Below are 22825 nucleotides of genomic sequence, written 5' to 3'. Positions count from 1 at the left end.
TCACCTACTTTGTTGTTTTTTGCTTTATAATGCAAGAATAATCCGCTTTTTGCTGTTTTACAATCTAATTAGGATTTTCTTTACATAACATTAACTTTATTCACATAGAAAACATGGAATAATTACTTTATAAACATTTTCTCATTTGCTGTATTTTGCATTTTTGAAATAAATGATAATATTTAGATTAGAGATTAGAGCAATTATTTATTGCAAGAATAATTGGAGGGCATAAATTTGTTACAAGAACATAGACATCAAAAAATAGAAATATATTTAAAACAACAGAAAGCTGTAAAAGCTACTGAACTTGCGACATTATTAAATGTATCTATAGATACGATTCGTCGAGATTTAGAAACTCTCGAAAAAAAAGGCACCATTAAACGGGTACATGGAGGAGCCATTTTGAAACAAAATAATAAAAATGTTCTTAATAAGTTATTTGTTGAAAGGGAAGTTGAAAATTTAGAAAAGAAACAAGAACTAGCCTCTGTAGCAGCTGAACTTATTGAAGAGGGACAGGCAATAGCATTAAATGGTGGTACAACTACCATTGAAATCGCCAAGGTTTTAGTAGAAAAATTCCACCGTTTAACCATAATTACAAACGATATTCGTATTCTAAGTATTTTAGGAGCGAATAAAAATTTCAAGGTCATTCTTTCTGGTGGTTTCTATAATCCAGATGAATATACTTTATACGGCAAACAATGCGAAGAAGTTCTCTCGAATTTTAATATTGATACTGCGTTTATTACCGTTAATGGGTTATCCCTAAAAAACGGCTTAACAGATTTTAGGATTCACGAAGTTGATGTTATTAAAGCCATCCTTTCTCGATCAAATCATAAAATAGTAGTGGCGGATTCTACAAAATTTGAGACTTCTTCTTATATAAATATCTGTCCTTTAAATGAAATTGATCTCATTGTTTCCGATAGTTCAATTTCATCTAAAACAATAGAAGACTATGGTAGTCATAATATAAGAATTATTTCTCCAAATTAAAGCTCTAAAGTAACCAGAGAAAGTAAAGCACGGACCTTTCAAATATATACACAAAATAAGCAACAATCGTTTAATGTGTTATTGAAAAGCTCCATGCCAATTGTTTACTGCACTCCGAATGTTAGACATATTCTAACTTTTGAAGGTGCAGTATTTTTATGTCACTGAATGAAGAAAAAATTTACGAAAGCATTGCTAACTTTGTGTAATTTCTTTACCTATTTAAGCGCTCATTTATTTTATCAATTAACTCAGGTAGCTCATTCATTGTACGAATTGTATAATGCGCCCCGAGGTCTTTAAATTTTTGAGCGGTCGTTTCAATAATTTCTTCCTTTTCCTCAGGAGTCAAAGCTTCATACTCTTCTTGGCTTAAGCCCATTTCAGAGCTTCCAATCACAACACCAACAGCCCAAACCCCTGCATTTAATGCTTCATTTATATCTGAAGCTGTGTCACCAATTTTAACAACCTGTTGTACAGCCTGTAATTGAAGCTGCTCCATATTACGATAAATCATGTATGGGTATGGCCTTCCTAAAGAATTAGTTGCATCAGGTGTAATATAAAAATCTGGACTATAGCCTTTTGCCTTAGCATTCGGCACAACGACATCCATCATCTTTTGTGTATAACCTGTTGTCGAACCAATTTTTAGTCCTTTACTACGTAATTGCGTAACAGCTTCTACTACGTGATCAATCGGATCTGTAAAGGTAGCCAATGTTTTCATTAAACTCTCTTCAAATTTTACATACAGCACCTCTACATCCTGTTCAGTAAAGGGGCTTCCATGTACATCCTGCCAGAGCTGTTCAATTCTTGGCATTTGAAGCATCGTACGAATATGATCGATTTTAAGCATACCCATCGGTTTTCTTGCTTCATCAATCGTAACTTCAACACCTGCATCCTCAAAAATTTCCACAAAAACATTGACCGGTGCCATACAGCCAAAGTCTACTGTTGTCCCTGCCCAATCCAAAATAATTCCTTCAATCGCTTTCATACTATGTCCTCCAAATAATCTTCCCTAATAAGCCTTCGCTGGGAAGAAACGTTTTTTTAATTGTGTTGACGTAATTTCTAATAGAATTGCGATGATTAAAATAAAGTATGTAATCATCCCTGCCTCACGTAAATCAAAATAGAAGCTTGATGCCATAAATAATTCAAAGCCAATACCACCAGCACCTGCTGCTGCTCCCATTGCAACAGCTACACCAAAGTTAATCTCGAAACGTAAAAATACCCATGATAGCAAATACGTAAATGTCGTAGGGATGACCGCATGAATAACGATATGCCACCAATTTGCCCCACTAGCACGTAAAGCCTCGATAATGCCTGAATCCATTTCCTCAAAGGCCTCAGAAAACGCTTTTACTAAGTATGCTATCGAATGCAACAGCATCCCTAATACCGCAGCTTCACTCCCTAGTCCAGCAGAAATCGCGAAAATCAATACCCATAAAACCGTTGGTACTGCACGAATAAACGCCATGACCATTCGTACTGCCTTTGACAGCCATTTATTTGATAAATTTGTAGCTGTCATTAAAGCTAACCCTAGTGCAATCACGGCCCCCATAATCGTTGATAAAAAGGCCAGACCCACTGTGATACCAATTTGGTAAAACGCTTCTCCCCAGCTAAAATGAGAAAGCCCTGGCTCTAAAACCATTACTTTAATATTACTTAACGTATCAACAATTGCGGTTTTTAGCTCTAGCCCTTTATAGTCAAATATAACGAACGCGAAAATTGTTGATAGAGCAAGAATTAGTAGCATTACACGCATGTAAATATCTGCTCGTGAATGTTTCTTTAACGGAATATGCCTTTTATGAGGTGGATTATTTTCCATAGCCTGTACCATTTATAAAATCACCTTTCGTACATGATTTGAACACACATCTATAACAATAACGGCTGCTACAATACAAAGCGTAATGAGTGATATTACATTGTAGTTCAGCATTTTATAATAAATATCAAACACATAGCCGATGCCAGTACCAGTTAAAATGCCTAGCAGTGTTGCATTACGAATATTTGTTTCAATCATGAATAAAATCCAGCTAATAACCTGTGGTAAACACTGTGGCAATACACCTTTAAATACGATTTGAAAATATGTTGCTCCAGTTGCTTGTAAACCTTCAATAGACTTATCACCTGCTTCATCAATAGTTTCGATAAATGCACGTGTTAAGAAGCCTGTTGAGCCTACAAATAAAGCTAAAAAACCTGTCACCGAATTTTGTCCAAACGATAACAATAATACAAGGGCCCAGACTACAACTGGAATATTTCTTGAAAGCGATGCTACAAATCGAGAAAATAGCATTAACGGTTTATTAATCATCGTTTTAGAAGAGCCAAATAACCCTAAAAATAGTGCTATGATTGCGCCAATTACAGTAGCAGCAATCGACATAAAAATTGTTTCAAATAAGGATGCAAGTATAATCGGTAATTTTTCTAATGACTCACCTGTTACAAATAAATTTGATAACATCCAGAACAGAGCATCTGGCAAGGTAAACATACCTTCTACAACATTAAATTGAGTGATGGCAACAGAGCCATAACTAAATAACACAATGGTGATTAGAAAAAACCATATATGCCAGTTACTACGTTTCAGTTTGTTGTCAATCATGTTAGATCTCCTTATATCATGATTAAATCTTGCATGTTCGAACTATAAATATTTTGGATTTCCACATTCGTCAGTACAGCACTGCGATCATTGAAGACAATATTGCCTTTGTTTAAACCAATGATACGATCCGAATAATGCTGCGCAATCTCCACCTGATGTAGATTAACGACTACAGCAATTCCTAGCTCAGAGGAAATCATCTTCAAATAATCCATAATAATTTTTGAAGAGCTCGGATCCAATGAAGCAATTGGTTCATCACATAATATTAGTGAAGGCTCCTGAATAAGCGCTCGACAAATTCCAACTCGTTGCTGCTGTCCCCCACTTAATTGGTCACAACGTTTATAAGCATGTTCCGCAATACCAAGCTTTTCTAAGAGGAAAAAGGCACGCTCCTTTTCCTTCTGCGTATAGCGATTAAAAATTCCCTGCAGAGTCGTTTTATAACCAAAACGACCATGCAGCACATTTTCTAATACAGAAAGACGTGGAACTAAATTATAATGTTGAAAAATCATTCCTATTTTCGTACGTACTTTTCGTAACTCCTTTTTATTTAGTTGCCCGATATTTTGTTCATCAAACAAAATTGTCCCTTGATTAAAATCCACCATTCGATTAATACAGCGTAATAACGTTGATTTTCCTGCACCCGAAGGACCAATAATGGAAATAAACTCTCCTGGAAAAACTTCAAAGCTAATATCCTTTAACACTTTTGTTTCTTCGTTATAAAACTTTTCTACTTTATTAACCTGCAATATTGGCATCATCTCGAAAATCCTCGCTTTTTAATGTAGCTAATTATTTTGATAACTCACGAATCGGGTTAAACCATGCATCCTCAACTTTAAGGAAACGCTCATTGTCTTCCTTTGTGAATAATGTTGCCGTCTCACTATCCTCTAAACCAAAAATCTTTTTGTTATTTGAAAATTCATCTGAAGTAAATAAAGCTTGAATTGTATCAAAATCTTCCTGACCCATCGTTTCTAAATTCGCAACGAATGGTTCGTTTAATACAGGCGTTACATTCATTAAAGCAAAATCTTTGCCTGCTACTGTGTTAAAAGGCTCTGCTGCATTTTCTTTTACAGTATAAATAGCACCTGGTGTGTTTGCTTCTCCGTCTTTTAGATCCACATATTCTTCTACGCATGTATCACAAAATGCAGCTACATCTACATCATCCTTTAATAAATTTACTGCTGATCCTTGATGAGAGTTACCAAATAATACTTGCTCAAATAATTCAGCACCTGTCATGATGCTTTCCTCAGATAAGTCTGCGTATTTATCCGTTTCTGAGAAATGCTTAATGATTGTTGAGGATGGTACTTTAAAGCCTGATGTTGAGCTATTTGATACAAATGAAATCGATTTCCCTTCAATTGTATCTAATGAAAATTCATCATCCTTTTTGAATGCATCCTGCTCATTTACATCTACAGCTAACCAGCTATAATAAATTGCATCATCTAATGTTCCAGATGCGCCTGATTGTACTGCTAACGGAATAACAGCATCATTTTTTTTCTTTGCTTCAATATAGCTGTTCGAACCCATAAAACCCATATCTGCATTGCCATTTGCAATTGTTTCAATCGCAATAGCATAGTCTGTCGTTAAGTGATGCTTCACTGCCTTACCTGTTGCTTCCTCGATTAATTCTCCGATTTCATCACGTGATGCTTTTAAATCAGATCCTGATTCATTTGGATACCAAACAATGTCGATTTTGTCGTCTACCTTACCTTCTGTTGTTTGTCCAGAGCATGCTGCTAAAGCGATTGATAGTGCTAAAACTGATGACATTAAAAGTGTTTTCTTCATTGTTCTATACCTTCCTATTCATAGATTGAGATTAAAATATTTTTTACATCTGCTTCTGTTAATGGGACTGGATTGTTATCCATACGACCTTTTGTAAACGCATTTTCTACAATACGATTGATACTTTCATGTGTTCCTTTGTATTGCACAAGTCTTGTAGCAAAACCCGCTCTTTCCTGCACGCTTTCTATCCATTGCTGTATTTCTTTAAACGAACGATGACCAAATGCTTCAAGAAGTTGTTGTTTTTCAGGAATACTCTCAAAATTAATAGCTAACACTTTTGCTAATGTTAAGCTTGCTGCCACACCATGTGAAATCCCAAGTTCCATCGTTAATGGGTAAGAAATGGAATGGCAAGCTGTTGTACGTGTATTACTAAAGGCCAAGCCTGCATACATACTTGCTAAAGCAATCTCACGTCGATATTCTATACTACTTGGTACTTCAATTAGCGGTTCTAAATATTGCATAATTCGCTTAATGGCCTCTGTTGCATAAACTCTAGAAATATTATTCGATTTATTTGACCAATAGGCCTCTGTTGCATGACATAGTGCATCCAATGTTGTCGAAACAGTAATACTTATTGGTAATAAAGTTGTTAGTGTATGATCAATAATTGCTGCATAGGCATATAATGATAGGTTATCAATTGAAAGTTTAATTCCTTGCTTTTCATACCAAATTGTTGCCCAGCATGTTAGCTCCGAGCCAGTTCCAGAAGTAGTAGGAATTCCAATCCAAGGAATTGTCTGCTCGTTATTTTTGTAGTCTTTTTGCTCAATAATTGTCAACAGTTGTTTAGAATTTTCAATTTGCATTCCTTTAATCGCTACTAATGATTTAGATAAATCTAATACACTTCCCCCTCCGATGCCTACGATACAATCAAAATCAAATTCTTTTGTCTGATCGAACAACGCGAATAGATCATCTACAGTAGGATTTGAAATTTCAATATCTACTTGCTGCATTTTATAATTCTGTAGACAGTTTCTCAGTTCAGCGCTTTCTGGCGAGTTATTAAAATTACCCCCACGAGTAAGTAAAAGCACTTTTGTTACCTTTTGGGGCATTTCTTCAATTACTCGCTTTAAAACCTTTATTTTCCCGATATTTATTTTCACTGGATTAAAAAAAGTTCCCATTAAATCACTCTTCTTCCTATTAATCTACTACTCTTATGCATCTACTTATTTAACTCCTTGCTTATTTTTGCTTACAATTGCAATAATAATCGCCTTTTTGCTGTTTTTCAATCCATTCCGAAATATCTTTACATTAATTTATAATATTTACAATACGTTAATATCTCTCTTTAAAACACCTACATAATAACAATAATTTTGTTATTTTTATCATTAATCATAGAGGAAGGAGTATGCATCTTTTCGCAAGAAATCATACATACTTAAATTGTATACTCAAAAAAGAAGCAAAAAACAGCAAAACATCTCATCTTGCAACTAGTTTAGTAGGGGCAGTATTAAAGCGAAAGGAAAATACGTATTTTTGCATCTGATAATAAAAATACCCTTTAGTAATAAGAACTAAAGGGTTAGGATATCTAAACAATTTTTATTCATTTGAGGATGGTTAATAGTAATTTGATTTAAGCATTATTTGAACATTTTAATTTACTAGGTGAATACCATTTTTATTAGGAGAAAATCGTTTCATTAGGTTCTTTAAAACCACTAAATTAAATGTTGTTAAAAATAGGGAATCGTCTTGTAAATATGCTTAGCATTGTAAAACTGCATTATCCTGACGATACCGCTAAAATAACAGGTGCTAAAGCCTGGTATTTTTTTAACTCATTTTTTCGGGTTCTAGTTCAATTAAAAATGTTAGGAATACATTCATTTGTAAGTTCATTATCTTTAGCTGTACCTTTCCCCTTCATCATTTTCACTATCAAACTAAATATTATTGAAATTCCGTTATATTCTAAATGATATTGGTGCACTCTAAAACGTAACCACTAAACAAACGGAGGTTATAATAATGAAGAAATTACTGTATTTAGGAGCAATGTCAGCACTTCTTTTATCAGCATGTTCTTCTCATGATGAAGCTCCAGCTAGTGAACAGGCTGAAGCGAAAGAAAAAACTGTCAATGCTGAAACAAAAGAGACACTTGAAAGAAATGCTCTCAAATAATTGAATCAATTTAATTTACAGACAGGTACTAACTACTACTTTCATGGCTGTATCCATCGTTTTTCTGATTTTATCCACTACTTTTATAATTCTATCCACCATTCCAGCTCTGTTATTCATCAACTTTCTTTTTAAGAATTTTAAACGATATGGATGTCCCCTGATTAGGTTGACTGTTGATTTGAAGCCCTGCTCCGTAATGCTGCTTTAATCGTAAATCCGTATTCAGAAGACCTACGCCAGTCGATTTATTCAGCCTTCTGACCAGCAATTGTTTTTTTGTTTCTTCATTCATTCCAATTCCATTATCAGATACTGTTATTTCAATATATGTATCGGAATCTAAAATTTGGATATGAATATTTCCACCTCTTACACGTTTCAAAATGCCATGTTCTATGGCATTTTCAATTAATGGCTGGATGGTTAAAGACGGAATCATTACATCAGATGAAACTTCTAGCTCCCATGTTGCACTGATTCGACTTCCAAATCGCTCCTGCTGAATATAGAGATAGGATTGAACAAGCTTTAACTCATTCTCTAAGGGGACAAGTTCATCAATATTTTGAAATTTAAAGGATTCCCGTAGAAAATCACTGAGCGCCTCAAGTAGCTTATTCGTACGCTCCGTATCAATTTCATGTAAGGTCATAATGGCATTTAATGTATTAAATAAAAAATGTGGATGTATTTGTGCCTGCAGCCAAGCTGCTTCCATTCGAAGACGCTCTTGAACAGATTGTTTAACATCTGTAAGTGCTTTTACCCTTGATCTTAATTCTAAAGGATCGACTGGTTTCATTACATAATCATTCGCACCAGATAAAAAGCCATTCTCAATATCCTGTGCTTGACCTCTAGCAGTAAGAAGTAACACTGGTAGCTCTGAAATTGACAGCTGTTTACGTATTGTCCGTACTAATTCATAGCCAGACATATTTGGCATCATTACATCTGAAATAACTAAGTCAAATTTTTGACATGCCAATTCCTCCAGCGCCTTACTACCGCTAGTAACTGTTCTTAAATCATATTTTTCTGTGGACAGAATTGTTTCGATCACTCTTAAATTAACTGGATCATCGTCCACAACCAACAGCTTTGGTCGATTTGTTTGCATGATTGATTGGATTGTTGAAGAACGATTAAAGTGATTAGAAGACGTTGTAACATCGAAGTCCTTATTCGTTTGCAATGATGAACTCCCATCTTCTGTATCATTTTGTTCAGATAAGTTAGAAATAGGTAAAGTAAACGTAAATTCAGAACCCTTTCCTAATACTGAACGTGCTTGTAATGTGCCTCCATGTAGCTCAACTAAACGTTTACTTATACTAAGCCCTAGCCCAAATCCACCTTCAATTATGGCCTTACTAAGAGTTCCTTGTTCATAAGGCTTAAATATATGCTGAATAGTTTCATTATCTATGCCTATCCCTGTATCTGAAATCACAATTTCCACCATATTGTTTTTCACATGACCAGCTATTATAACATGACCTTCATTTGTATATTTCACTGCATTATGCAGTAGATTAAAAACAATTTGAATAACTCTATTTTCATCAGCCATGACTTTTGGAAAATCTTTTGGAATTTGATTTATTAACTCTACTTGCTTTCCTTCCCTCATAAAATAGAGCATATCTAATACGCCAGAAACAATTGTATGAATGGAAAATGATCGCAGCTGCAGCTTTGTGGTATTTTCTTTTAAGCTCATTACATCTAGTAAATCGTTTAACATAAGAGACATTCGTCGCCCAACCGAAAGAACGGTTTCTAAATCCTTGACGCTATTATCACTTAGAACCGTTTCTTCTCTTTCTAAAACAGCCTTCGACATGTTTAAAATCCCATGTAGAGGATTTCGTAGTTCATGGGACGTATTAGCAAGAAATTCATCCTTCAATCTGTCAGCTTCTTGAAGCTTTACAGCGAGTGCCTTTGTATCTGCATACACTTGAGCATAATCTTTAAACCATAGTATTGCCAAACAAGCCATCGTGATCATAAGGTCAAAAGGATAAAATATTGTTTTTACCCCAGTTAAAAGAAAGATACCGTACCAAGCAATATTATTCACAAAAGCTATTATTGCCAACAATAACAAAATATTACTTTTTATCTCTTTGATTGATTTTACAATCATTGTTACTATCGTTAAAATCATTGGGATTCCTAAAAGCGTAGCATAAATAGGCTGTATGATTGTAACATAATGAGCAGACAATAGTATTGCAAGCAATGCAGCAATTCCACATAAAGTATTAAACCAAGGAATTAGTTTAAGTAATGTCTTTGGCAACCACTGTTTGATAGAGTGAAGTAGTGAATAGCCAATGCCAAGCATAGAAAGATGAACTAATTTAAAGCCCCAATCGTAATTAATTGGAAACCAATAAGACAATAATTTATCATCACTTCCTAAAAGATAAAAAAATGTAGTGGCTAACGTTAACATAGAAAAGTAAAGTAATCTTTTATCTCTGTTTCCTACAAAATATAAAATAATAGAATAAATAGCATGTATAAGGAAAACTAAAGCCACCATTTGCTGCATCGTTACAGATAATTGTGTCTCTCGATTTATTACTTCTTCTTTGCCCAATTTAATGGAGCGAATGATTCCTCCATTACGAGAATCCTTATAATTAGCAACTTGCACAATAATTTCAATTTCACTATGTCCATTTACTTCAAAAGAAGCGGAATATGGAATGTTTTTGGCAATGGTTGTATCCGCATTTTCACCAATTTTACCTGATTTCGATAGTTGTCTACCATTCACATATATTTCAGAAGAGCTCCGAACACTTGGCACCCTAATACTGTAGGTACTATTATCAGATGGATTAACAAGAACTTTTAAGCGATAAGAACCGTAACCATATGGAGTTACTTTCCCCTCCTGTAAAGAAGAATCCCACCCCTCTGGAACATGTATGTATGTAAGATTTTTTCCTGTTGCTTCATTTGATGTTTTTTCATTAACTAACCACGTATAAGGGTAGAACTCCCATTCCCCGTCCAATGTAATAGAATGATTGTCGTTAAAATTCCATTCTCGTAAGTCTATTTGTCCTTTTACTGCATAGGGTTGATTTGTATTATTTAAAATGTCCAACCAGAAAATACGTAAGCCTGTTAGTAATAGTACAAATAAACTAACAATAAGAATAATTTTCTTCTTATTCATTTATATAAATGTCAAAAAGTCCTTGCACTTTCTTTTTTTAGCACAATTTCCTTAGGCCAATTGCACCTCCTTTGCACTATTATCCTATCATGCTCAGAGATACTTTTAAATCGAAATATTTATTGCTATATAAAAATAGACTATATTTCTATAGTCCATAACTTAATGGTAAGGTTACTTATTTAACTGCTTTTACATTATGTCGATATATAACAACACTACTTATTAATCCAAGTACACCGACTAACAGAATCCATGTGTTGTTGAAAAAAAGTCCATACATTAGCATTGCACTAGCAAAAATACCACTTGAAAAGGCACTGGACACCATAGATTTTTTTGTTGGTTTAGGGAATGGAATAGAGGTCCCCAGATTTTTATTTCCCCATTTACAAGCCGCATCCATGATTGTATACATTTTGTCTAACATCATTTCCCCTTCTTTCCTCCAAATTTAAAATACGATGTAAGCAAAAAAAGCATTAGATAGAGCACCCAAAAAAGCTAACATTGAAATTGATAAACACATCAATCCGACAACCTTTTTCGTCTTCTGTTCTCTATTCTTTTGTGAAATTAATATTACCCCTGAGATCAGAAGCACGAGTGCTGCAATGATATTTATCACGATAAAGAAAGATGCTGTTTCTTTAAGAAAGTCTATAATACTCCAAAATAAACTCATCGTTCATATCCTCCCATTTTATATTTGAAATAAAGCATCTACTCAAAGATACTTGCTACCAACTGCTTAGTCATAAATTGAAATGCAGCTAGATGATCGCAGTTTTTTGAAATTCCTTCTTTACTTGCAATACTGGAAAGAAGTACGGTGAATGTAGAGAAAGCTAACTTTTCAGAAACCCTTAATTTAAGATTAGCTTGTTTTATTGCAGCTCGAAAAAAATCAGAACTATCAAAAATTAATTTTTCCTTCATTTCCTCTGATAGTTTACTGTAAAATGATGTGAAATCAACCGTTTTTACATCATAAAGAAATGGTTTGCTTTCGTATTCATCGTAAAGTTGAATAATCGCTGTTTCAAAACCAGACTTTTCAGGGCATTGTTTAATTTGCTCCATAAACTTTCCATAAATAGTAACTTGAATGTCATACAAAACTTCAAAAAAAAGCTCTTCCTTACTTGAATAAAAATTATAAAAAGTACCCGTTGATATTTCTGCCTTTTTACATAATGCACCAATACTCGTTTCTTTATAACCTGCAGAAATCCAAAATGCCATACACTCATCTTTCAATTTACTTTTAATCTGAGTTTTATCTTCTTCTGAAAAAACCTTTTTGCCCCTTGCCATAGCTGAACACCTCCTTTTCATGAATATTTTATACGAATATTCATGAAATATATTCATATAATATCATTAAAACTGATTATAAACAAGAGATTAAAAATATGTTATTTCAGAAAAGTGCTTGTAATAACTCAACTATCCCCCTTTTCTGCTAAAGTTTTAAAGATTTCTTATTTCACTAACGGTGCAGCATTCCTGTAACCATTGCAGCATCATCGTAAAAGAATTGACTTAATGGAATAGATAAATTTAGTAAAGTAAGGGGAATTGAAATAAAAAATAAAAAATCAAAAATCAAATATTATTCTGTGTGATATTTTTATCAAGTTGTTGATTGGAAAAAAATCCGTTTATAGTTGGAAATTTTCACATGGATTTAAGCATATGCATAAATAATGAAGGATTTTTAAACTGTTCTTTTTCTAAAAAGGGAGGGGAAAAATGACTCAAGCTTTTGAATTTAAATCAAATGGGAAGTTTATTGTAAAAGTAGATGATTATACAGTAAAAATTCAGCCTAAGGGGTTCTCAAATTTTATCAATAAAGGGGGCTCGAAGGGGGTAAAATCCATCCCCATTAAATCCATAACCGCTATTCAATTTAAAGAACCTGGTTTTTCTACGGGATATATCCAATTTGCCTATTCTGGATCAAATGAAACAAAAGGCGGTACATCGGCAGCTATCAAAGATGAAAACTCTATAACCTTTTTTAAAAGAGAGTTGAAAAAGGCCAAAGAATTAATAAAGCTAATTGAAATGAAACGACATGAGAGTTTATCTCCCTCCATCACCTCACAAAGTGCAGCAGATGAAATTTTAAAGCTGAAAAAGCTAATGGATGCAGGTATTTTAACAAAAGATGAATTTGAAGCGAAGAAAAAACAATTATTAAATATTTAACCATATAGAAAAACTGAATTTTATAAGGCACTTCACTAAACAAATGTTACATTTCATCATAAAAGTAGTGTAATGCAAATTATCATCCTTACTCATCAGGATTAGTTATTCCTTAAAATACTTTTGCCTTTCAGAATTTTTAGTTGGATAAATAACACGCTTCCTTTCTACTACAAGGCATATTATAGATGATAGAAAGGAGGAATTTCTCATGGGATATTCAGGAAATGTAGGTAGTTGGAACAATGGCTGCTGTGGTGGAGGCAATAGTGGCTCTGGCTATGGCTCTACATTCGTTCTAATTGTTGTTCTATTCATTCTTTTAATTATTGTTGGCGCTAGCTTCCTTTATTAATCACATCAACATTTCCAACTATTAAATAAATATTAGGCTTTAGTTTTGTCTATATGGATAAGACTAGAGCCTTTATTCATGAAGTTATAAGATTTTCCATTGAAATCAGTGAATAATTAGCAATCCTATATGGCACATTACATATAGGAGGTGGAAGAATAATGTCTAGAATTATTGGTGTTGAACAATCATTATCAAACGTAGAGCAAGCTTTAAAGGCAAAGGGGTATGAAGTTATTCAACTGCGGAATGAAGAGGACGCTAAAAGATGCGATGCTTGCGTCATCACAGGCCAAGACAAAGATGTTATGGGAATTAGTGATCCGATTATTGCAGGACCAGTTATTGATGCGAATGGTCTTTCTGCTGACGAAATTCTACAGCGTGTAGACAAATATTTTCATTAACAACAAATGGAGAGGTGCTGTCTTTAGTCTTTATGAACTATTGACTAGCACCATCTACAATTTATATAAGTCGATTTCTTTTACAAATAATTTATAAAGAAATATACAAAAGAATGTTAGACCAACCAATAATAAAATTCCTCCCACAATGAGATAGGATAAAATGTATCCTTTTGTTATAACAAGGAAACTCTCTGTATCCATTGATCCCCCATTGCTGTTCTTAGATATTCATTTGCAGAGTCTTACCCATTTCAACACTATTTACTAATAGTATGGAACCAATGCAGATTAAAATAACTGTAAACAAGATTTTTACATACTTTATTATTTCCTCTTGTTTCAAATGATATCCCTCCGTTTTACGCATTAATTTATAACATATTTCCAAATATCGATTCACAAAATATTCCAAAAATTATATATCTATAATTTCCTCCAACCAGTATTACTCGAATAAAAGCTTTAAAAAAGAAATTCCTGCAATACACACAAAAAAACCTAGCTTCAAATGGAAACCAGGTCTTTTTGTGTGTTGTGTGTTTGTTTTTGATTACATGGCTAGTGTACCAAATCGTTCTAAACAAATTCTAAACAAGATTTAAGCCCATCATAAAGTTATTCACATGATTTCCGTTATTGTCTATTTTTCTTTACAAGTAAAATAATATTCACTTGTTAAATTATTATAAATTTTCAATATGACGCTGCCCCCCTTTTCATAGCATCGTGAGCTAGCCAAATCTATTTCTTTTGTATTAAAATAATGAGTTACATTTATCAAAAAGGACATTCCTAATAAAAGAATCAGCAAAAGCCAAATGACTCCATTTAAATTTTTCTTGTTAATCATTTCATCCTCCATGTTTCTTTTATTGTGAAGTAGTTTTTTACATTTCTTGAGGTGGTATAACCCCAGTAATTAGTAAGATAAAAAGGAATAAACCCACTAAAAGGAATATAAATGAAGCCCAGAACATTGGACCTACTTTCACAGTAAACCGCTCACTTTGCTGAATAAAACCCGTATGCCCGCTTACCTGAGCGTTAAAAAACCTAGACATGGCTCCCCCACTGCTTGAAAAGTAGTAAATGCCACCAGCAAATAAGATACCTGTAAAAAACATAACCTCAATTAATCGAACAGAGAAAAACGAGGCAATATAATATGTAATGATTACCTCTACTATAAGTGTTATCATCATAATAATTACGCTTTTACCTTTTATATAAACTCCCCCTTTTTGAATGAGCTTCCTTATTCTACGAGCATATATAAATAAAGTTTCATTTTTATAATTTCTTCCATAAATTATTACTATACAAACGCAAAAATTCCAGGCTCCACATCTATGTAATACCTAGAATTTTTATGTCTGTTTAAACTATATGTATGTTTCTAACCATCTGATCTGTAAGTTAAATTTCTGAAATAAGGTTATTCAATTTCTGTTGATTGATTTGACCTTTGATTGTATATTTTAAAACGCCTTCTGCATCAAAGATAAAAGTAGTTGGGTAATTTATGACTTCAAATGATTTTTGAAGTGCGCCATCTCCATCAAGAAAGATAGGAAAATTCAGTTTGTAATTCTCTATAAATTTTAATGCATTCTTATAACTATCATAAGCAGTTGCATTAATGGCTAATAGCTCCACATGATCTGATTTTTGGCTATAAAACGCTTTTAAATCTGGTACTTCATCTTGACAGGGACCACACCAAGATGCCCAAAAATTAACAATTAAAACTTTACCTTTGTATTTTTTAAATGTTGTTGTCGTTTTATCAAAATTCATTAGTTTTGTATCATATGCAATTTGTTTTGAGCCATTTGCTAATTCGACCATTGAGGGATTTAGTTCTTCTTTGAAAATTTCATCTTTTAAGGCAGCGCCAATTAAGAAAACTACTACTACTAGTGATATTACTAAACCTATAAGTTTTTTCCGTTTCATTGTACTTCTCCTTCATTAATTTGATTATACGCCAATTTTACAATACTTCCACTCCATATTACCTCATTTAGGTATAAAAGGTTAGATTATACATCATTAATTTATATATACTTCTCCTTTCATCATCTGTAAAATTAAAACGAAATCACTTACGCTAATTGCGAATTTTTTCGAGCTAGCTCGAAAAGCACCTCTTCAAAATCGGTGACATTTTCTGCGGGCTGAATCAAGATAAAATTTTACGAGGGTGAACAAGATGGGAAGATATTTTAGTTTGTTTAAAAAGGCATGTAAAAGCCTCCATTTATGGACTTATATCTCTAAAATGAGAGGAGGCAATTATACTTCCTCAAAATTTACTTTTATAGATTCTTTCATTAGTTGTGTTGGCGGTATGTTATGTATTTTCATCTTACTATCATTAACTAACTTTATGAACGTACCTTGGCTTATGGCATCTTTTGGTGCAAGTATAGTCCTAGTTTTTGGAGTATGGTATGCTCCATTTTCACAGCCAAGAAATGTTATATTGGGCCATCTTCTTACGGCTTTAACAGGCTTGTCTTTTTTTTCATTATTTGGCTCAAATCCGTATGCGATAAGTCTTGGCGTTGGTTTAGGGATATTTTTAATGGCAATTACAGGATTCATACATCCACCAGCAGCATCAAATCCAGTAATTATTATGTTAGGGGGCTATAGCTGGAGCTATTTGTTTATGCCAGTGTTGATTGGAACACTGATAATCGTCTTTATAGGATTAATATTCAACAATTTAATTAAAACTAGAAAATATCCATTATTTTGGTGAAAAACAGTTTGTCATGCTGTCATTAAAAGAAAGAATCATAAAATTTTGTGTTTAACATTCATTAAAAAAATATATTGGTTCCCTATTCATTTATCTATCAACACAAAATCCCACAGATAAGCAAATCGATCAGCTTTTCTGTGGGATTTTGTGTTAGAAACAAATTAATATTCCTAAAGTTAGATAAAAAATTTATAGGTTATTCAATATTCACTTTGCTTATGTCGTAGGTAAAATAGTAAAGCGATAGCCCTCTGCTTCAATTGCTGTAATAACAACGTTTGGAGGGATATTTTCAAAACGAATAATGATGCCACTTCCATCATCAGCTGTCGCTACAGTACCACTAAGAGCTTGCCCACTTTGTAATATAAATGTTAGCTCTGTACCCATAGTTAGCTGGGCACTATCTGCAGTAGTTGTCAGTAGTAGACCCTCATTCGTCCATTGCATGTCTGTAATCGTAATATTTCGGACAATTGTTAGCTGGGCTGTGATTGCTGGAATAAACTGAACCATTGTCATTGTGCTTGGGTTTATACATTCAATGGCATCATGTAATGTGACCTTTACTTGATTGCCTTCAATTTGAACTTGTTCTTGCTGTAATTCTACTTGCGTTCCTTCCAGAATTTCAGCTATTTTAGTGAATACTTGCCCTTCATGCGCTATAACAATTTGTTGATTTGCTAATTTTTGTTGTGCTTCTACGATTCCCTTCAAGCCATTTAGCGGTTTGATGTTTCCTGTTAAACCATTAAGTTTAGCAATCATTGGTTCAACTTGTTGTTGTAACAGTAATTGGCTATTGACTAGCTTCTCCGCTTCCATCACTTGTGCCTGTAGCGCTACTACAATCATTTCGGGCATCCATTGCTTTTCTTTTGGAATATCTGGAACATCCTTACCATCTGCTGAAAGTAGAAGCACTCCATTTTGTTTAAGTTGCTCAATCCATTGCAATTTCTCTTTTGCTAGACGAATACTTGTATGCAGTTCTTCTATATATGTAGGTGCTTGCGAACTGCTGTTACCATACTCTACTACCTCTCTGGTTGGTGCGATCAGTCGATTCACGATATCATTGATATTTCCATTTAAACGTACATTTGAACGTGATAATATGCCATGTTCTCTTGGGTCAACAAACACAAATTGATCTACCGTAAAATCGCCTGTAAAAGAAATTAGTTTCGATTTTTGATTTTTCTTAAAACCCGAAAAACTTTCATCTTGACGTGGAGCTAAAGTAACTGCAATTTTAGTTAATTGCTCTTTCGTTATTTGACTACTTGGTAAATCATCACCTAGCATAACGCCCTTCTCTTTTGCTACCTTAATAAAGCTATCTGTCCAACCACCTATGAGGACATCTGAAAAAGCTGTTGTCGTTCCAAAAAATGTCGTTTCGCTTTCATCTATCGCCCTTACAAATAATGCGAAATCCTGTCTTGTTATTAAAGCTGTAGGTACAAAAGGATTACCGCTAGTTCCATCCAATACACCTAAGCCTGATAGTTGTGCTAGTTTTCCTGCTACATCATCTTGTGGATTATATGGCAATACATACATGTTCAATGCAGAAGAACCTGCAGTGGATACTTCGAACACAGTATCTATCGTATTAGCAAGTTTAACCTTTGATAAGGAAGCCGTCACCGTTGACTGTTGCTCATATATAATGGTGAAATTTTCAGCCCTTAGCTTGCTCATTACCAAATTTGTAGCTGCTTTTGGAGTAACGACGATATTTTGGGTAACAGTTATATTTTTTAGCTCCACAAAATCTGCATTAACGAATAAATTTCCTGCAAACGTACTGTTCGCACCATCAAATACGACATTCTTTCCCTTAGCACCTGATGTATTTAATGCAATAGCCAAAATATCAACAATTTGACCATCGATGATCACTACCTGTATACGTCCCCCAGTTAAGGCTGGCGCATTTTGCTCATTTAGCAATGTTTGTACGTTCTTCGCAACTGTCCATTCTCGTCCTGCTGCTGATAATTTCCCTTGTTGAATGGCTTCAATTGTTAATTTCGCCTCCATAATTTCAACCATATTCCGTTGCTCTGCGCGAATAATAAATGATGCCAACTGCCCCCTCGTCACAAATTTTTCTCCACTAAATGTAGTTGCTGTTGTACCAGTTGTAATATGGTTTGCAAATAATGTTTCTACTGCTTGTTGATTTTCTGTCGCTACATCAGTAAAGGTGTTTGTGATTGTATCAGAAGTAGGTAACTGTAAAGCCTTCGTAATCATCGTTGCCATTTGATAGCGTGTCACAGGTGTATTCATCTTGAACGACTTCTCCAAAATTCCCTTTTGCTTTAAAGTAGCTATTATTTCCTGTTCACTACCCTTTAAACCAATTACCCCTGCCACCATTTTTGCTGCTTGGCTTTGTGTGACTACCTCATTTGGCTTAAATGTTCCATCAGGATAACCGTGAATAATCCCACGCTGTGAAAGCTCCATAATCGCCCCGTAATGACTATGCCCTTCCTTCACATCTGAAAACTTTAAGGAATCTGCCTCAACTACTGACACTACCCCCATTGCAGCAATCGTAGTCACCATACCTGCCATAAATAACTTATTCTTCATGCCATTATTCCTCCTTTCCTTTAATTCTATCAATCTATAAAAAGGGTTTTCTTAATGAAATCTTAATGGATTATAAAGTTCCTATTAGACTCGATTTTTTTCTTCTATAATAGTAAGTAGTTTTAATACGATTTGAGAGGGGAATGATCAACGATGAATCAAATTCTAATTGTTGATGATGAGAGCAGTATTCGCCAATTAATCCGACTACATTTAGAAAATGCACAGCTAAAAGTGATAGAAGCTGAATCAGGTCAAGACGCCATTGGACAATTGCAGCAAAAGCCATTTGACATGATTATCCTTGATTTAATGATGGCCAATGGTGATGGATTTGAGGTACTACACTATTTAAAAGAAAAATATTTACAGCCGCTTGTTATTGTGTTAAGTGCTAGAAGAGAAGTTGAAGATAAAATTACGGTACTTGGATTAGGCGCAGACGATTATGTGACAAAACCGTTTAGTCCGATTGAACTTGTTGCACGCGTACAGGCCCAATTAAGACGACATTCCATCAAACATCACTCCGAACGTATACGTTTAAACAAGTTAGTGCTTGAAATGGACAAGTCGATGCTACATTATGATGGACAAAAACAAAGGTTGACGACAGTAGAATGTCAACTACTGCAATTATTCATGCGAAATGTTGACCGTGTGCTAACGAAAAGAGAAATCTATCAACATATTTGGCAGCATGAACATTATGATGATAATAATTTAAGCGTTTTTATTAGTCGCCTTCGTAAAATACTTGAACAGATGACTGGTCAACATTCGATCCGTAGCATTCGTGGTGTTGGCTATCAATTTTCGGGTGATGGATTTTGAAAAATCTAACAAAACTTTGGCTTCTTATGATTATCAGTATCTTTGGCAGCATCATTATTTTTATTACATTAAGTTTAGCAGTAGGAAGTATTTGGGATAAAGGCTACGATTTAAACAAATTAAATACACTAGCTGACGATATTATCGCATCAATTCGCCAAAAAGGGACAGGAAGGGAGCAGGAAATAAAACCGATTTTGGACTCCCTTCATACGGAACATACAGCGATTCACTTTGCATGGATTCAAGCAGATGGCACAAAAATTTATGATACTTCTGGCGATTTAGAGGATTATAATTTCTCGAAATTAGCAGATCGTTTTATAAATATGCCAAGTAATTTTTGGGCAGAAGATGAAAATATCAGTTTGATTTATAGCATCACCCTAGACCAGCAAAGATACTATCTATTAATGAGCCTACCTAGCGAGGCAATGAAACAGGGGCAAATTTATTTCTTTATACGCACTACAAAGGTACTTATGACACTTCTTCTTCCTTTACTTGCAGCTTTTATAGTTCCTTATTTACTTGCCATTTTGTTTTTTTCTTGGATGAATCGACGCATTAGTAAGCTAAATAATGCCCTCGCCCAAGTCAATCTTCAAAGTAATAGTATTGTACTTGAGGATGAGACAAAAGATGAAATTGGGCAACTGACACAGCATTACAATTCGATGGTACAACGGATTCAAAGCCAAGTTGTTGAAATTGAGCAATTTGAAAATAGACGAAAGCAATTATTGTCTAATCTTTCGCATGATTTACGCACACCATTAACGATGATTTTAGGCTATGCTGAAACGATTCGCAACGGATTATATAAGGGTGAACGAGAACTACAAGCCAGTGCTAAAATTATTTTGCAACGTTCTCGCTATATGGACCGCCTGCTCGATCAATTACTGGATATCACTAAACAAAATACCAATGCATTGACATTGCAACTGGCATCACATAATTTATCTGAAATTTTACGGAAGATTATAGCCGATTATTTATTATTTATAGATGGCCAAGATTACGATGTAGATATTGATATTGCGGATGCTGATATTGTGATGTGGATAGATGCTGCATTGATTGAACGGGCTATACGTAACTTAATTGACAATGCCATTCGCTATGGGAAGGAGGGACGCTATCTTGGTGTAGTACTTGTAGAACATCAGAATGAAGTATGGATTACCATAAAAGATAAAGGACAAGGAATTGCACTAGAAGAACAGCAACGAGTCTTTGAACGATTCTATCGTAGCAATCAAGGAAGACATGGTGAAGGACTTGGAATTGGGCTATCGATTGTTCAAGAAATTGTGGCATTACATCAAGGTAATATACGATTATCAAGTACTCCCTATGTGGAAACGATTTTTCAAATACAGCTTTTTAAAAGAAACTGCTCGCCATAAGCATTGACGAGCAGGATTGCTGTGTAGGTTTTGTATGAACTAAACTAGGGTAAAGCTTGCAAGTTTACTTAATTTCAGATACATTTTCTTGAAATCTCATCAATAAATTAGAGAAATTTTCAGCATCCTCCTCACATAACCAATCCAATGTGTTTAGCTTTAAAGATACTTCAGATACTAATTTTTTAATTTCTTTCCTAGAATCCTTAAGCTTATTGCTATCCATTGTTAATAGAGTCTCCATCAATTGACCATCAAACAGACTTCCAGCTAAAGGATCCTCCTGTAAATAATTTATAGCCTTCTTAATGGCTAGCTCTACCAGCAGATGCTGCTGTAACATTCTAATTACATCTAAAATAGTAATATCTTTAGGTTGTTTGTTATAAAGTTCAATGTACCAAAGCTCCAAGCTATACTCAGCATTTAAACAGGGAGCAGGTAAATTATAGATTACACCAATTGACTTGTTAATTGTCATTTTTTCCTCCAAGTCTGCAATATAGTCTTCAAGCATATAAATACTTTGCTTATACTTATCCTATCATTAACTCAGAGCAACTTCTTGGATAATAAGGATCAATTATGCCTCGGCATAATTGCATCTTGAATCGCCTTTGTGCTTAGGTCTGCGTGATGCAGGTCATAATACTGTGATACCTCCCCTATTTACTGGAACCGCTCCAAGAAATCCAAAAACTTCTCTCCATATCTTTACTTCAAACTGATTTTAGATGAAATTAGACCTATAAATGATTGACTTATAATTTATCCAATGCTATATTTACTAACGCAGTAATTTACTAAATTACTAAATATAAAAAAGGAGTTTTAATAAATGAAAATACCTACACATTTAAAACATAAACCTGTAATTGTTGCAGAAAACTATGCCAATATTGATGGACGTACTGCCTATCATACTGATGCACAGGGCCTTTCACTTGGCTTAGCTCAATGGAATGACCGAGGGAAGGTTGATATTTCTGCCAAGGTGTGGCGTCATACAGGTGGCAAATGGTCTCGTCAATCGGAGGAACTTCCACTTCATCGTGTACTTGATCTCGCTATTTTAGTGTGCGAAGCCCAACTTTATTTTAAGGATGCATACCGCTATGAAAATTTATATGATGAAAACAACCCGGTACTAAAACGTGTTGGCTTACAGGGCGATGCCATGACAGTGGAAGTTTGCACAGAGAACGAACAAATTAATGAGGATATTCAGCTCTTTCAACAAGCATTGAGTGATGATGGTGAGCTTATTGGAGAACGTTTGCGCACATTATCACGTATTTTAAAGGATATGGGCTATTAATGTCATGACTTAA

Annotated in this window: 24 protein-coding genes; 9 read left to right on the top strand and 15 right to left on the bottom strand. The window is 34.3% G+C overall.

Annotated elements, in window-relative coordinates:
* Window positions 1-237: 237 nt before the first annotated feature.
* Window positions 238-1011 (top strand): DeoR/GlpR family DNA-binding transcription regulator, encoded by a 774-nt coding sequence (locus tag AC1RNS_RS05390; protein ID WP_492991314.1) that lies wholly within the window; start codon window positions 238-240, stop codon window positions 1009-1011.
* A 214-nt stretch (window positions 1012-1225) separates the two neighbouring features.
* Here the strand turns inward: AC1RNS_RS05390 and phnX are convergent, their stop codons facing one another.
* The 6 genes from phnX to AC1RNS_RS05360 are packed head-to-tail and all read right to left on the bottom strand — an operon-like array spanning window position 1226 to window position 6666.
* Window positions 1226-2020 carry a phosphonoacetaldehyde hydrolase gene (gene phnX, locus AC1RNS_RS05385; protein ID WP_492991313.1) on the bottom strand — a complete coding sequence of 265 codons (795 nt, stop codon included), beginning with the start codon at window positions 2018-2020 and terminating at the stop codon, window positions 1226-1228.
* Window positions 2021-2044: 24 nt separating this feature from the next.
* Window positions 2045-2890: a PhnE/PtxC family ABC transporter permease gene (locus tag AC1RNS_RS05380; RefSeq protein ID WP_492991312.1), complete on the bottom strand. Its 846-nt coding sequence runs from the start codon at window positions 2888-2890 to the stop codon at window positions 2045-2047.
* Window positions 2891-3676: a phosphonate ABC transporter, permease protein PhnE gene (phnE, locus tag AC1RNS_RS05375; protein ID WP_492991311.1), complete on the bottom strand. Its 786-nt coding sequence runs from the start codon at window positions 3674-3676 to the stop codon at window positions 2891-2893. It abuts the gene before it with no gap.
* Window positions 3677-3687: 11 nt separating this feature from the next.
* Complete coding sequence (gene phnC / locus AC1RNS_RS05370) at window positions 3688-4452, bottom strand: phosphonate ABC transporter ATP-binding protein (protein WP_492991441.1); 765 nt, start codon at window positions 4450-4452, stop codon at window positions 3688-3690.
* Window positions 4453-4486: 34 nt separating this feature from the next.
* Window positions 4487-5515 carry a PhnD/SsuA/transferrin family substrate-binding protein gene (locus AC1RNS_RS05365; RefSeq protein WP_492991310.1) on the bottom strand — a complete coding sequence of 343 codons (1029 nt, stop codon included), beginning with the start codon at window positions 5513-5515 and terminating at the stop codon, window positions 4487-4489.
* A gap of 14 nt (window positions 5516-5529) precedes the next feature.
* Complete coding sequence (locus tag AC1RNS_RS05360; RefSeq protein WP_492991309.1) at window positions 5530-6666, bottom strand: phosphonoacetaldehyde reductase; 1137 nt, start codon at window positions 6664-6666, stop codon at window positions 5530-5532.
* 859 nt (window positions 6667-7525) lie between these two features.
* Between AC1RNS_RS05360 and AC1RNS_RS05355 the strand changes: the two genes are divergently transcribed.
* On the top strand, window positions 7526-7681 hold the full coding sequence (locus AC1RNS_RS05355) for a hypothetical protein (protein WP_492991308.1): 156 nt from the start codon (window positions 7526-7528) through the stop codon (window positions 7679-7681).
* A gap of 112 nt (window positions 7682-7793) precedes the next feature.
* Here AC1RNS_RS05355 and AC1RNS_RS05350 read toward each other — a convergent pair whose 3' ends face one another.
* The 4 genes from AC1RNS_RS05350 to AC1RNS_RS05335 all read right to left on the bottom strand — a co-directional run bounded on the left by AC1RNS_RS05350 (window position 7794) and on the right by AC1RNS_RS05335 (window position 12200).
* Complete coding sequence (locus tag AC1RNS_RS05350) at window positions 7794-10883, bottom strand: hybrid sensor histidine kinase/response regulator (RefSeq protein WP_492991307.1); 3090 nt, start codon at window positions 10881-10883, stop codon at window positions 7794-7796.
* A 178-nt stretch (window positions 10884-11061) separates the two neighbouring features.
* Window positions 11062-11316 (bottom strand): hypothetical protein, encoded by a 255-nt coding sequence (locus AC1RNS_RS05345; RefSeq protein WP_492991306.1) that lies wholly within the window; start codon window positions 11314-11316, stop codon window positions 11062-11064.
* 21 nt (window positions 11317-11337) lie between these two features.
* The gene (locus AC1RNS_RS05340) at window positions 11338-11568 is read right to left on the bottom strand and encodes a hypothetical protein (RefSeq protein ID WP_492991305.1); all 231 of its coding nucleotides are present in this window, start codon (window positions 11566-11568) and stop codon (window positions 11338-11340) included.
* 38 nt (window positions 11569-11606) lie between these two features.
* Entirely contained in the window at window positions 11607-12200 is a 594-nt protein-coding gene (locus tag AC1RNS_RS05335; RefSeq protein WP_492991304.1) for a TetR/AcrR family transcriptional regulator, read from the bottom strand.
* A 438-nt stretch (window positions 12201-12638) separates the two neighbouring features.
* On the opposite strand from AC1RNS_RS05335, the gene AC1RNS_RS05330 reads away from it, so the two are divergent.
* The 3 genes from AC1RNS_RS05330 to AC1RNS_RS05320 all read left to right on the top strand — a co-directional run bounded on the left by AC1RNS_RS05330 (window position 12639) and on the right by AC1RNS_RS05320 (window position 13862).
* Window positions 12639-13100 carry a DUF4429 domain-containing protein gene (locus AC1RNS_RS05330; RefSeq protein WP_492991303.1) on the top strand — a complete coding sequence of 154 codons (462 nt, stop codon included), beginning with the start codon at window positions 12639-12641 and terminating at the stop codon, window positions 13098-13100.
* A 211-nt stretch (window positions 13101-13311) separates the two neighbouring features.
* Window positions 13312-13455 (top strand): YjcZ family sporulation protein, encoded by a 144-nt coding sequence (locus AC1RNS_RS05325; protein ID WP_492991302.1) that lies wholly within the window; start codon window positions 13312-13314, stop codon window positions 13453-13455.
* 161 nt (window positions 13456-13616) lie between these two features.
* On the top strand, window positions 13617-13862 hold the full coding sequence (locus tag AC1RNS_RS05320) for a YkuS family protein (RefSeq protein ID WP_492991301.1): 246 nt from the start codon (window positions 13617-13619) through the stop codon (window positions 13860-13862).
* A gap of 643 nt (window positions 13863-14505) precedes the next feature.
* Here the strand turns inward: AC1RNS_RS05320 and AC1RNS_RS05315 are convergent.
* The 3 genes from AC1RNS_RS05315 to AC1RNS_RS05305 all read right to left on the bottom strand — a co-directional run bounded on the left by AC1RNS_RS05315 (window position 14506) and on the right by AC1RNS_RS05305 (window position 15821).
* Window positions 14506-14715 (bottom strand): hypothetical protein, encoded by a 210-nt coding sequence (locus AC1RNS_RS05315; RefSeq protein WP_492991300.1) that lies wholly within the window; start codon window positions 14713-14715, stop codon window positions 14506-14508.
* A gap of 37 nt (window positions 14716-14752) precedes the next feature.
* A complete protein-coding gene (locus AC1RNS_RS05310; protein WP_492991299.1) occupies window positions 14753-15067 on the bottom strand; it encodes a hypothetical protein in 315 nt (104 codons plus the stop codon).
* Window positions 15068-15281: 214 nt separating this feature from the next.
* Complete coding sequence (locus AC1RNS_RS05305; RefSeq protein WP_492991298.1) at window positions 15282-15821, bottom strand: TlpA disulfide reductase family protein; 540 nt, start codon at window positions 15819-15821, stop codon at window positions 15282-15284.
* A gap of 256 nt (window positions 15822-16077) precedes the next feature.
* Between AC1RNS_RS05305 and AC1RNS_RS05300 the strand changes: the two genes are divergently transcribed.
* The gene (locus AC1RNS_RS05300) at window positions 16078-16632 is read left to right on the top strand and encodes an HPP family protein (RefSeq protein WP_492991297.1); all 555 of its coding nucleotides are present in this window, start codon (window positions 16078-16080) and stop codon (window positions 16630-16632) included.
* Between the two features lie 219 nt (window positions 16633-16851).
* On the opposite strand, the gene AC1RNS_RS05295 is transcribed toward AC1RNS_RS05300, so the two are convergent.
* Window positions 16852-19248: an S-layer homology domain-containing protein gene (locus AC1RNS_RS05295; RefSeq protein WP_492991296.1), complete on the bottom strand. Its 2397-nt coding sequence runs from the start codon at window positions 19246-19248 to the stop codon at window positions 16852-16854.
* Between the two features lie 153 nt (window positions 19249-19401).
* On the opposite strand from AC1RNS_RS05295, the gene AC1RNS_RS05290 reads away from it, so the two are divergent.
* Window positions 19402-20082 carry a response regulator transcription factor gene (locus AC1RNS_RS05290; RefSeq protein WP_492991295.1) on the top strand — a complete coding sequence of 227 codons (681 nt, stop codon included), beginning with the start codon at window positions 19402-19404 and terminating at the stop codon, window positions 20080-20082.
* Complete coding sequence (locus AC1RNS_RS05285) at window positions 20079-21494, top strand: HAMP domain-containing sensor histidine kinase (protein ID WP_492991294.1); 1416 nt, start codon at window positions 20079-20081, stop codon at window positions 21492-21494. The genes AC1RNS_RS05290 and AC1RNS_RS05285 overlap by 4 nt, the downstream gene beginning before the upstream one ends.
* A 64-nt stretch (window positions 21495-21558) precedes the next feature.
* Here the strand turns inward: AC1RNS_RS05285 and AC1RNS_RS05280 are convergent, their stop codons facing one another.
* A complete protein-coding gene (locus AC1RNS_RS05280) occupies window positions 21559-21975 on the bottom strand; it encodes a contact-dependent growth inhibition system immunity protein (RefSeq protein ID WP_492991293.1) in 417 nt (138 codons plus the stop codon).
* 357 nt (window positions 21976-22332) lie between these two features.
* Here AC1RNS_RS05280 and AC1RNS_RS05275 point away from each other — a divergent pair, with 357 nt between their 5' ends.
* A complete protein-coding gene (locus AC1RNS_RS05275; protein ID WP_492991292.1) occupies window positions 22333-22812 on the top strand; it encodes a DUF6530 family protein in 480 nt (159 codons plus the stop codon).
* The last annotated feature ends 13 nt before the right edge of the window (window positions 22813-22825 follow it).

The sequence above is a fragment of the Lysinibacillus sp. GW821-FHT14F06 genome, from assembly GCF_058803665.1.
The sequence above is the reverse complement of the archived record's forward strand: the minus strand, read 5'-3'. Positions and strand labels throughout refer to the sequence as shown.

Coding starts and splice junctions, on each gene's coding strand:
- AC1RNS_RS05300 (WP_492991297.1), top strand. CDS start 16,078: ATGGGAAGATATTTTAGTTTGTTTAAAAAGGCATGTAAAAGCCTCCAT.
- AC1RNS_RS05305 (WP_492991298.1), bottom strand. CDS start 15,821: ATGAAACGGAAAAAACTTATAGGTTTAGTAATATCACTAGTAGTAGTA.
- AC1RNS_RS05355 (WP_492991308.1), top strand. CDS start 7,526: ATGAAGAAATTACTGTATTTAGGAGCAATGTCAGCACTTCTTTTATCA.
- AC1RNS_RS05365 (WP_492991310.1), bottom strand. CDS start 5,515: ATGAAGAAAACACTTTTAATGTCATCAGTTTTAGCACTATCAATCGCT.
- phnX (WP_492991313.1), bottom strand. CDS start 2,020: ATGAAAGCGATTGAAGGAATTATTTTGGATTGGGCAGGGACAACAGTA.
- phnE (WP_492991311.1), bottom strand. CDS start 3,676: ATGATTGACAACAAACTGAAACGTAGTAACTGGCATATATGGTTTTTT.
- AC1RNS_RS05290 (WP_492991295.1), top strand. CDS start 19,402: ATGAATCAAATTCTAATTGTTGATGATGAGAGCAGTATTCGCCAATTA.
- AC1RNS_RS05345 (WP_492991306.1), bottom strand. CDS start 11,316: ATGATGTTAGACAAAATGTATACAATCATGGATGCGGCTTGTAAATGG.
- AC1RNS_RS05295 (WP_492991296.1), bottom strand. CDS start 19,248: ATGAAGAATAAGTTATTTATGGCAGGTATGGTGACTACGATTGCTGCA.
- AC1RNS_RS05350 (WP_492991307.1), bottom strand. CDS start 10,883: ATGAATAAGAAGAAAATTATTCTTATTGTTAGTTTATTTGTACTATTA.
- AC1RNS_RS05310 (WP_492991299.1), bottom strand. CDS start 15,067: ATGATGATAACACTTATAGTAGAGGTAATCATTACATATTATATTGCC.
- AC1RNS_RS05325 (WP_492991302.1), top strand. CDS start 13,312: ATGGGATATTCAGGAAATGTAGGTAGTTGGAACAATGGCTGCTGTGGT.
- AC1RNS_RS05315 (WP_492991300.1), bottom strand. CDS start 14,715: ATGATTAACAAGAAAAATTTAAATGGAGTCATTTGGCTTTTGCTGATT.
- AC1RNS_RS05360 (WP_492991309.1), bottom strand. CDS start 6,666: ATGGGAACTTTTTTTAATCCAGTGAAAATAAATATCGGGAAAATAAAG.
- phnC (WP_492991441.1), bottom strand. CDS start 4,452: ATGCCAATATTGCAGGTTAATAAAGTAGAAAAGTTTTATAACGAAGAA.
- AC1RNS_RS05380 (WP_492991312.1), bottom strand. CDS start 2,890: ATGGTACAGGCTATGGAAAATAATCCACCTCATAAAAGGCATATTCCG.
- AC1RNS_RS05335 (WP_492991304.1), bottom strand. CDS start 12,200: ATGGCAAGGGGCAAAAAGGTTTTTTCAGAAGAAGATAAAACTCAGATT.
- AC1RNS_RS05320 (WP_492991301.1), top strand. CDS start 13,617: ATGTCTAGAATTATTGGTGTTGAACAATCATTATCAAACGTAGAGCAA.
- AC1RNS_RS05340 (WP_492991305.1), bottom strand. CDS start 11,568: ATGAGTTTATTTTGGAGTATTATAGACTTTCTTAAAGAAACAGCATCT.
- AC1RNS_RS05275 (WP_492991292.1), top strand. CDS start 22,333: ATGAAAATACCTACACATTTAAAACATAAACCTGTAATTGTTGCAGAA.
- AC1RNS_RS05330 (WP_492991303.1), top strand. CDS start 12,639: ATGACTCAAGCTTTTGAATTTAAATCAAATGGGAAGTTTATTGTAAAA.
- AC1RNS_RS05280 (WP_492991293.1), bottom strand. CDS start 21,975: ATGACAATTAACAAGTCAATTGGTGTAATCTATAATTTACCTGCTCCC.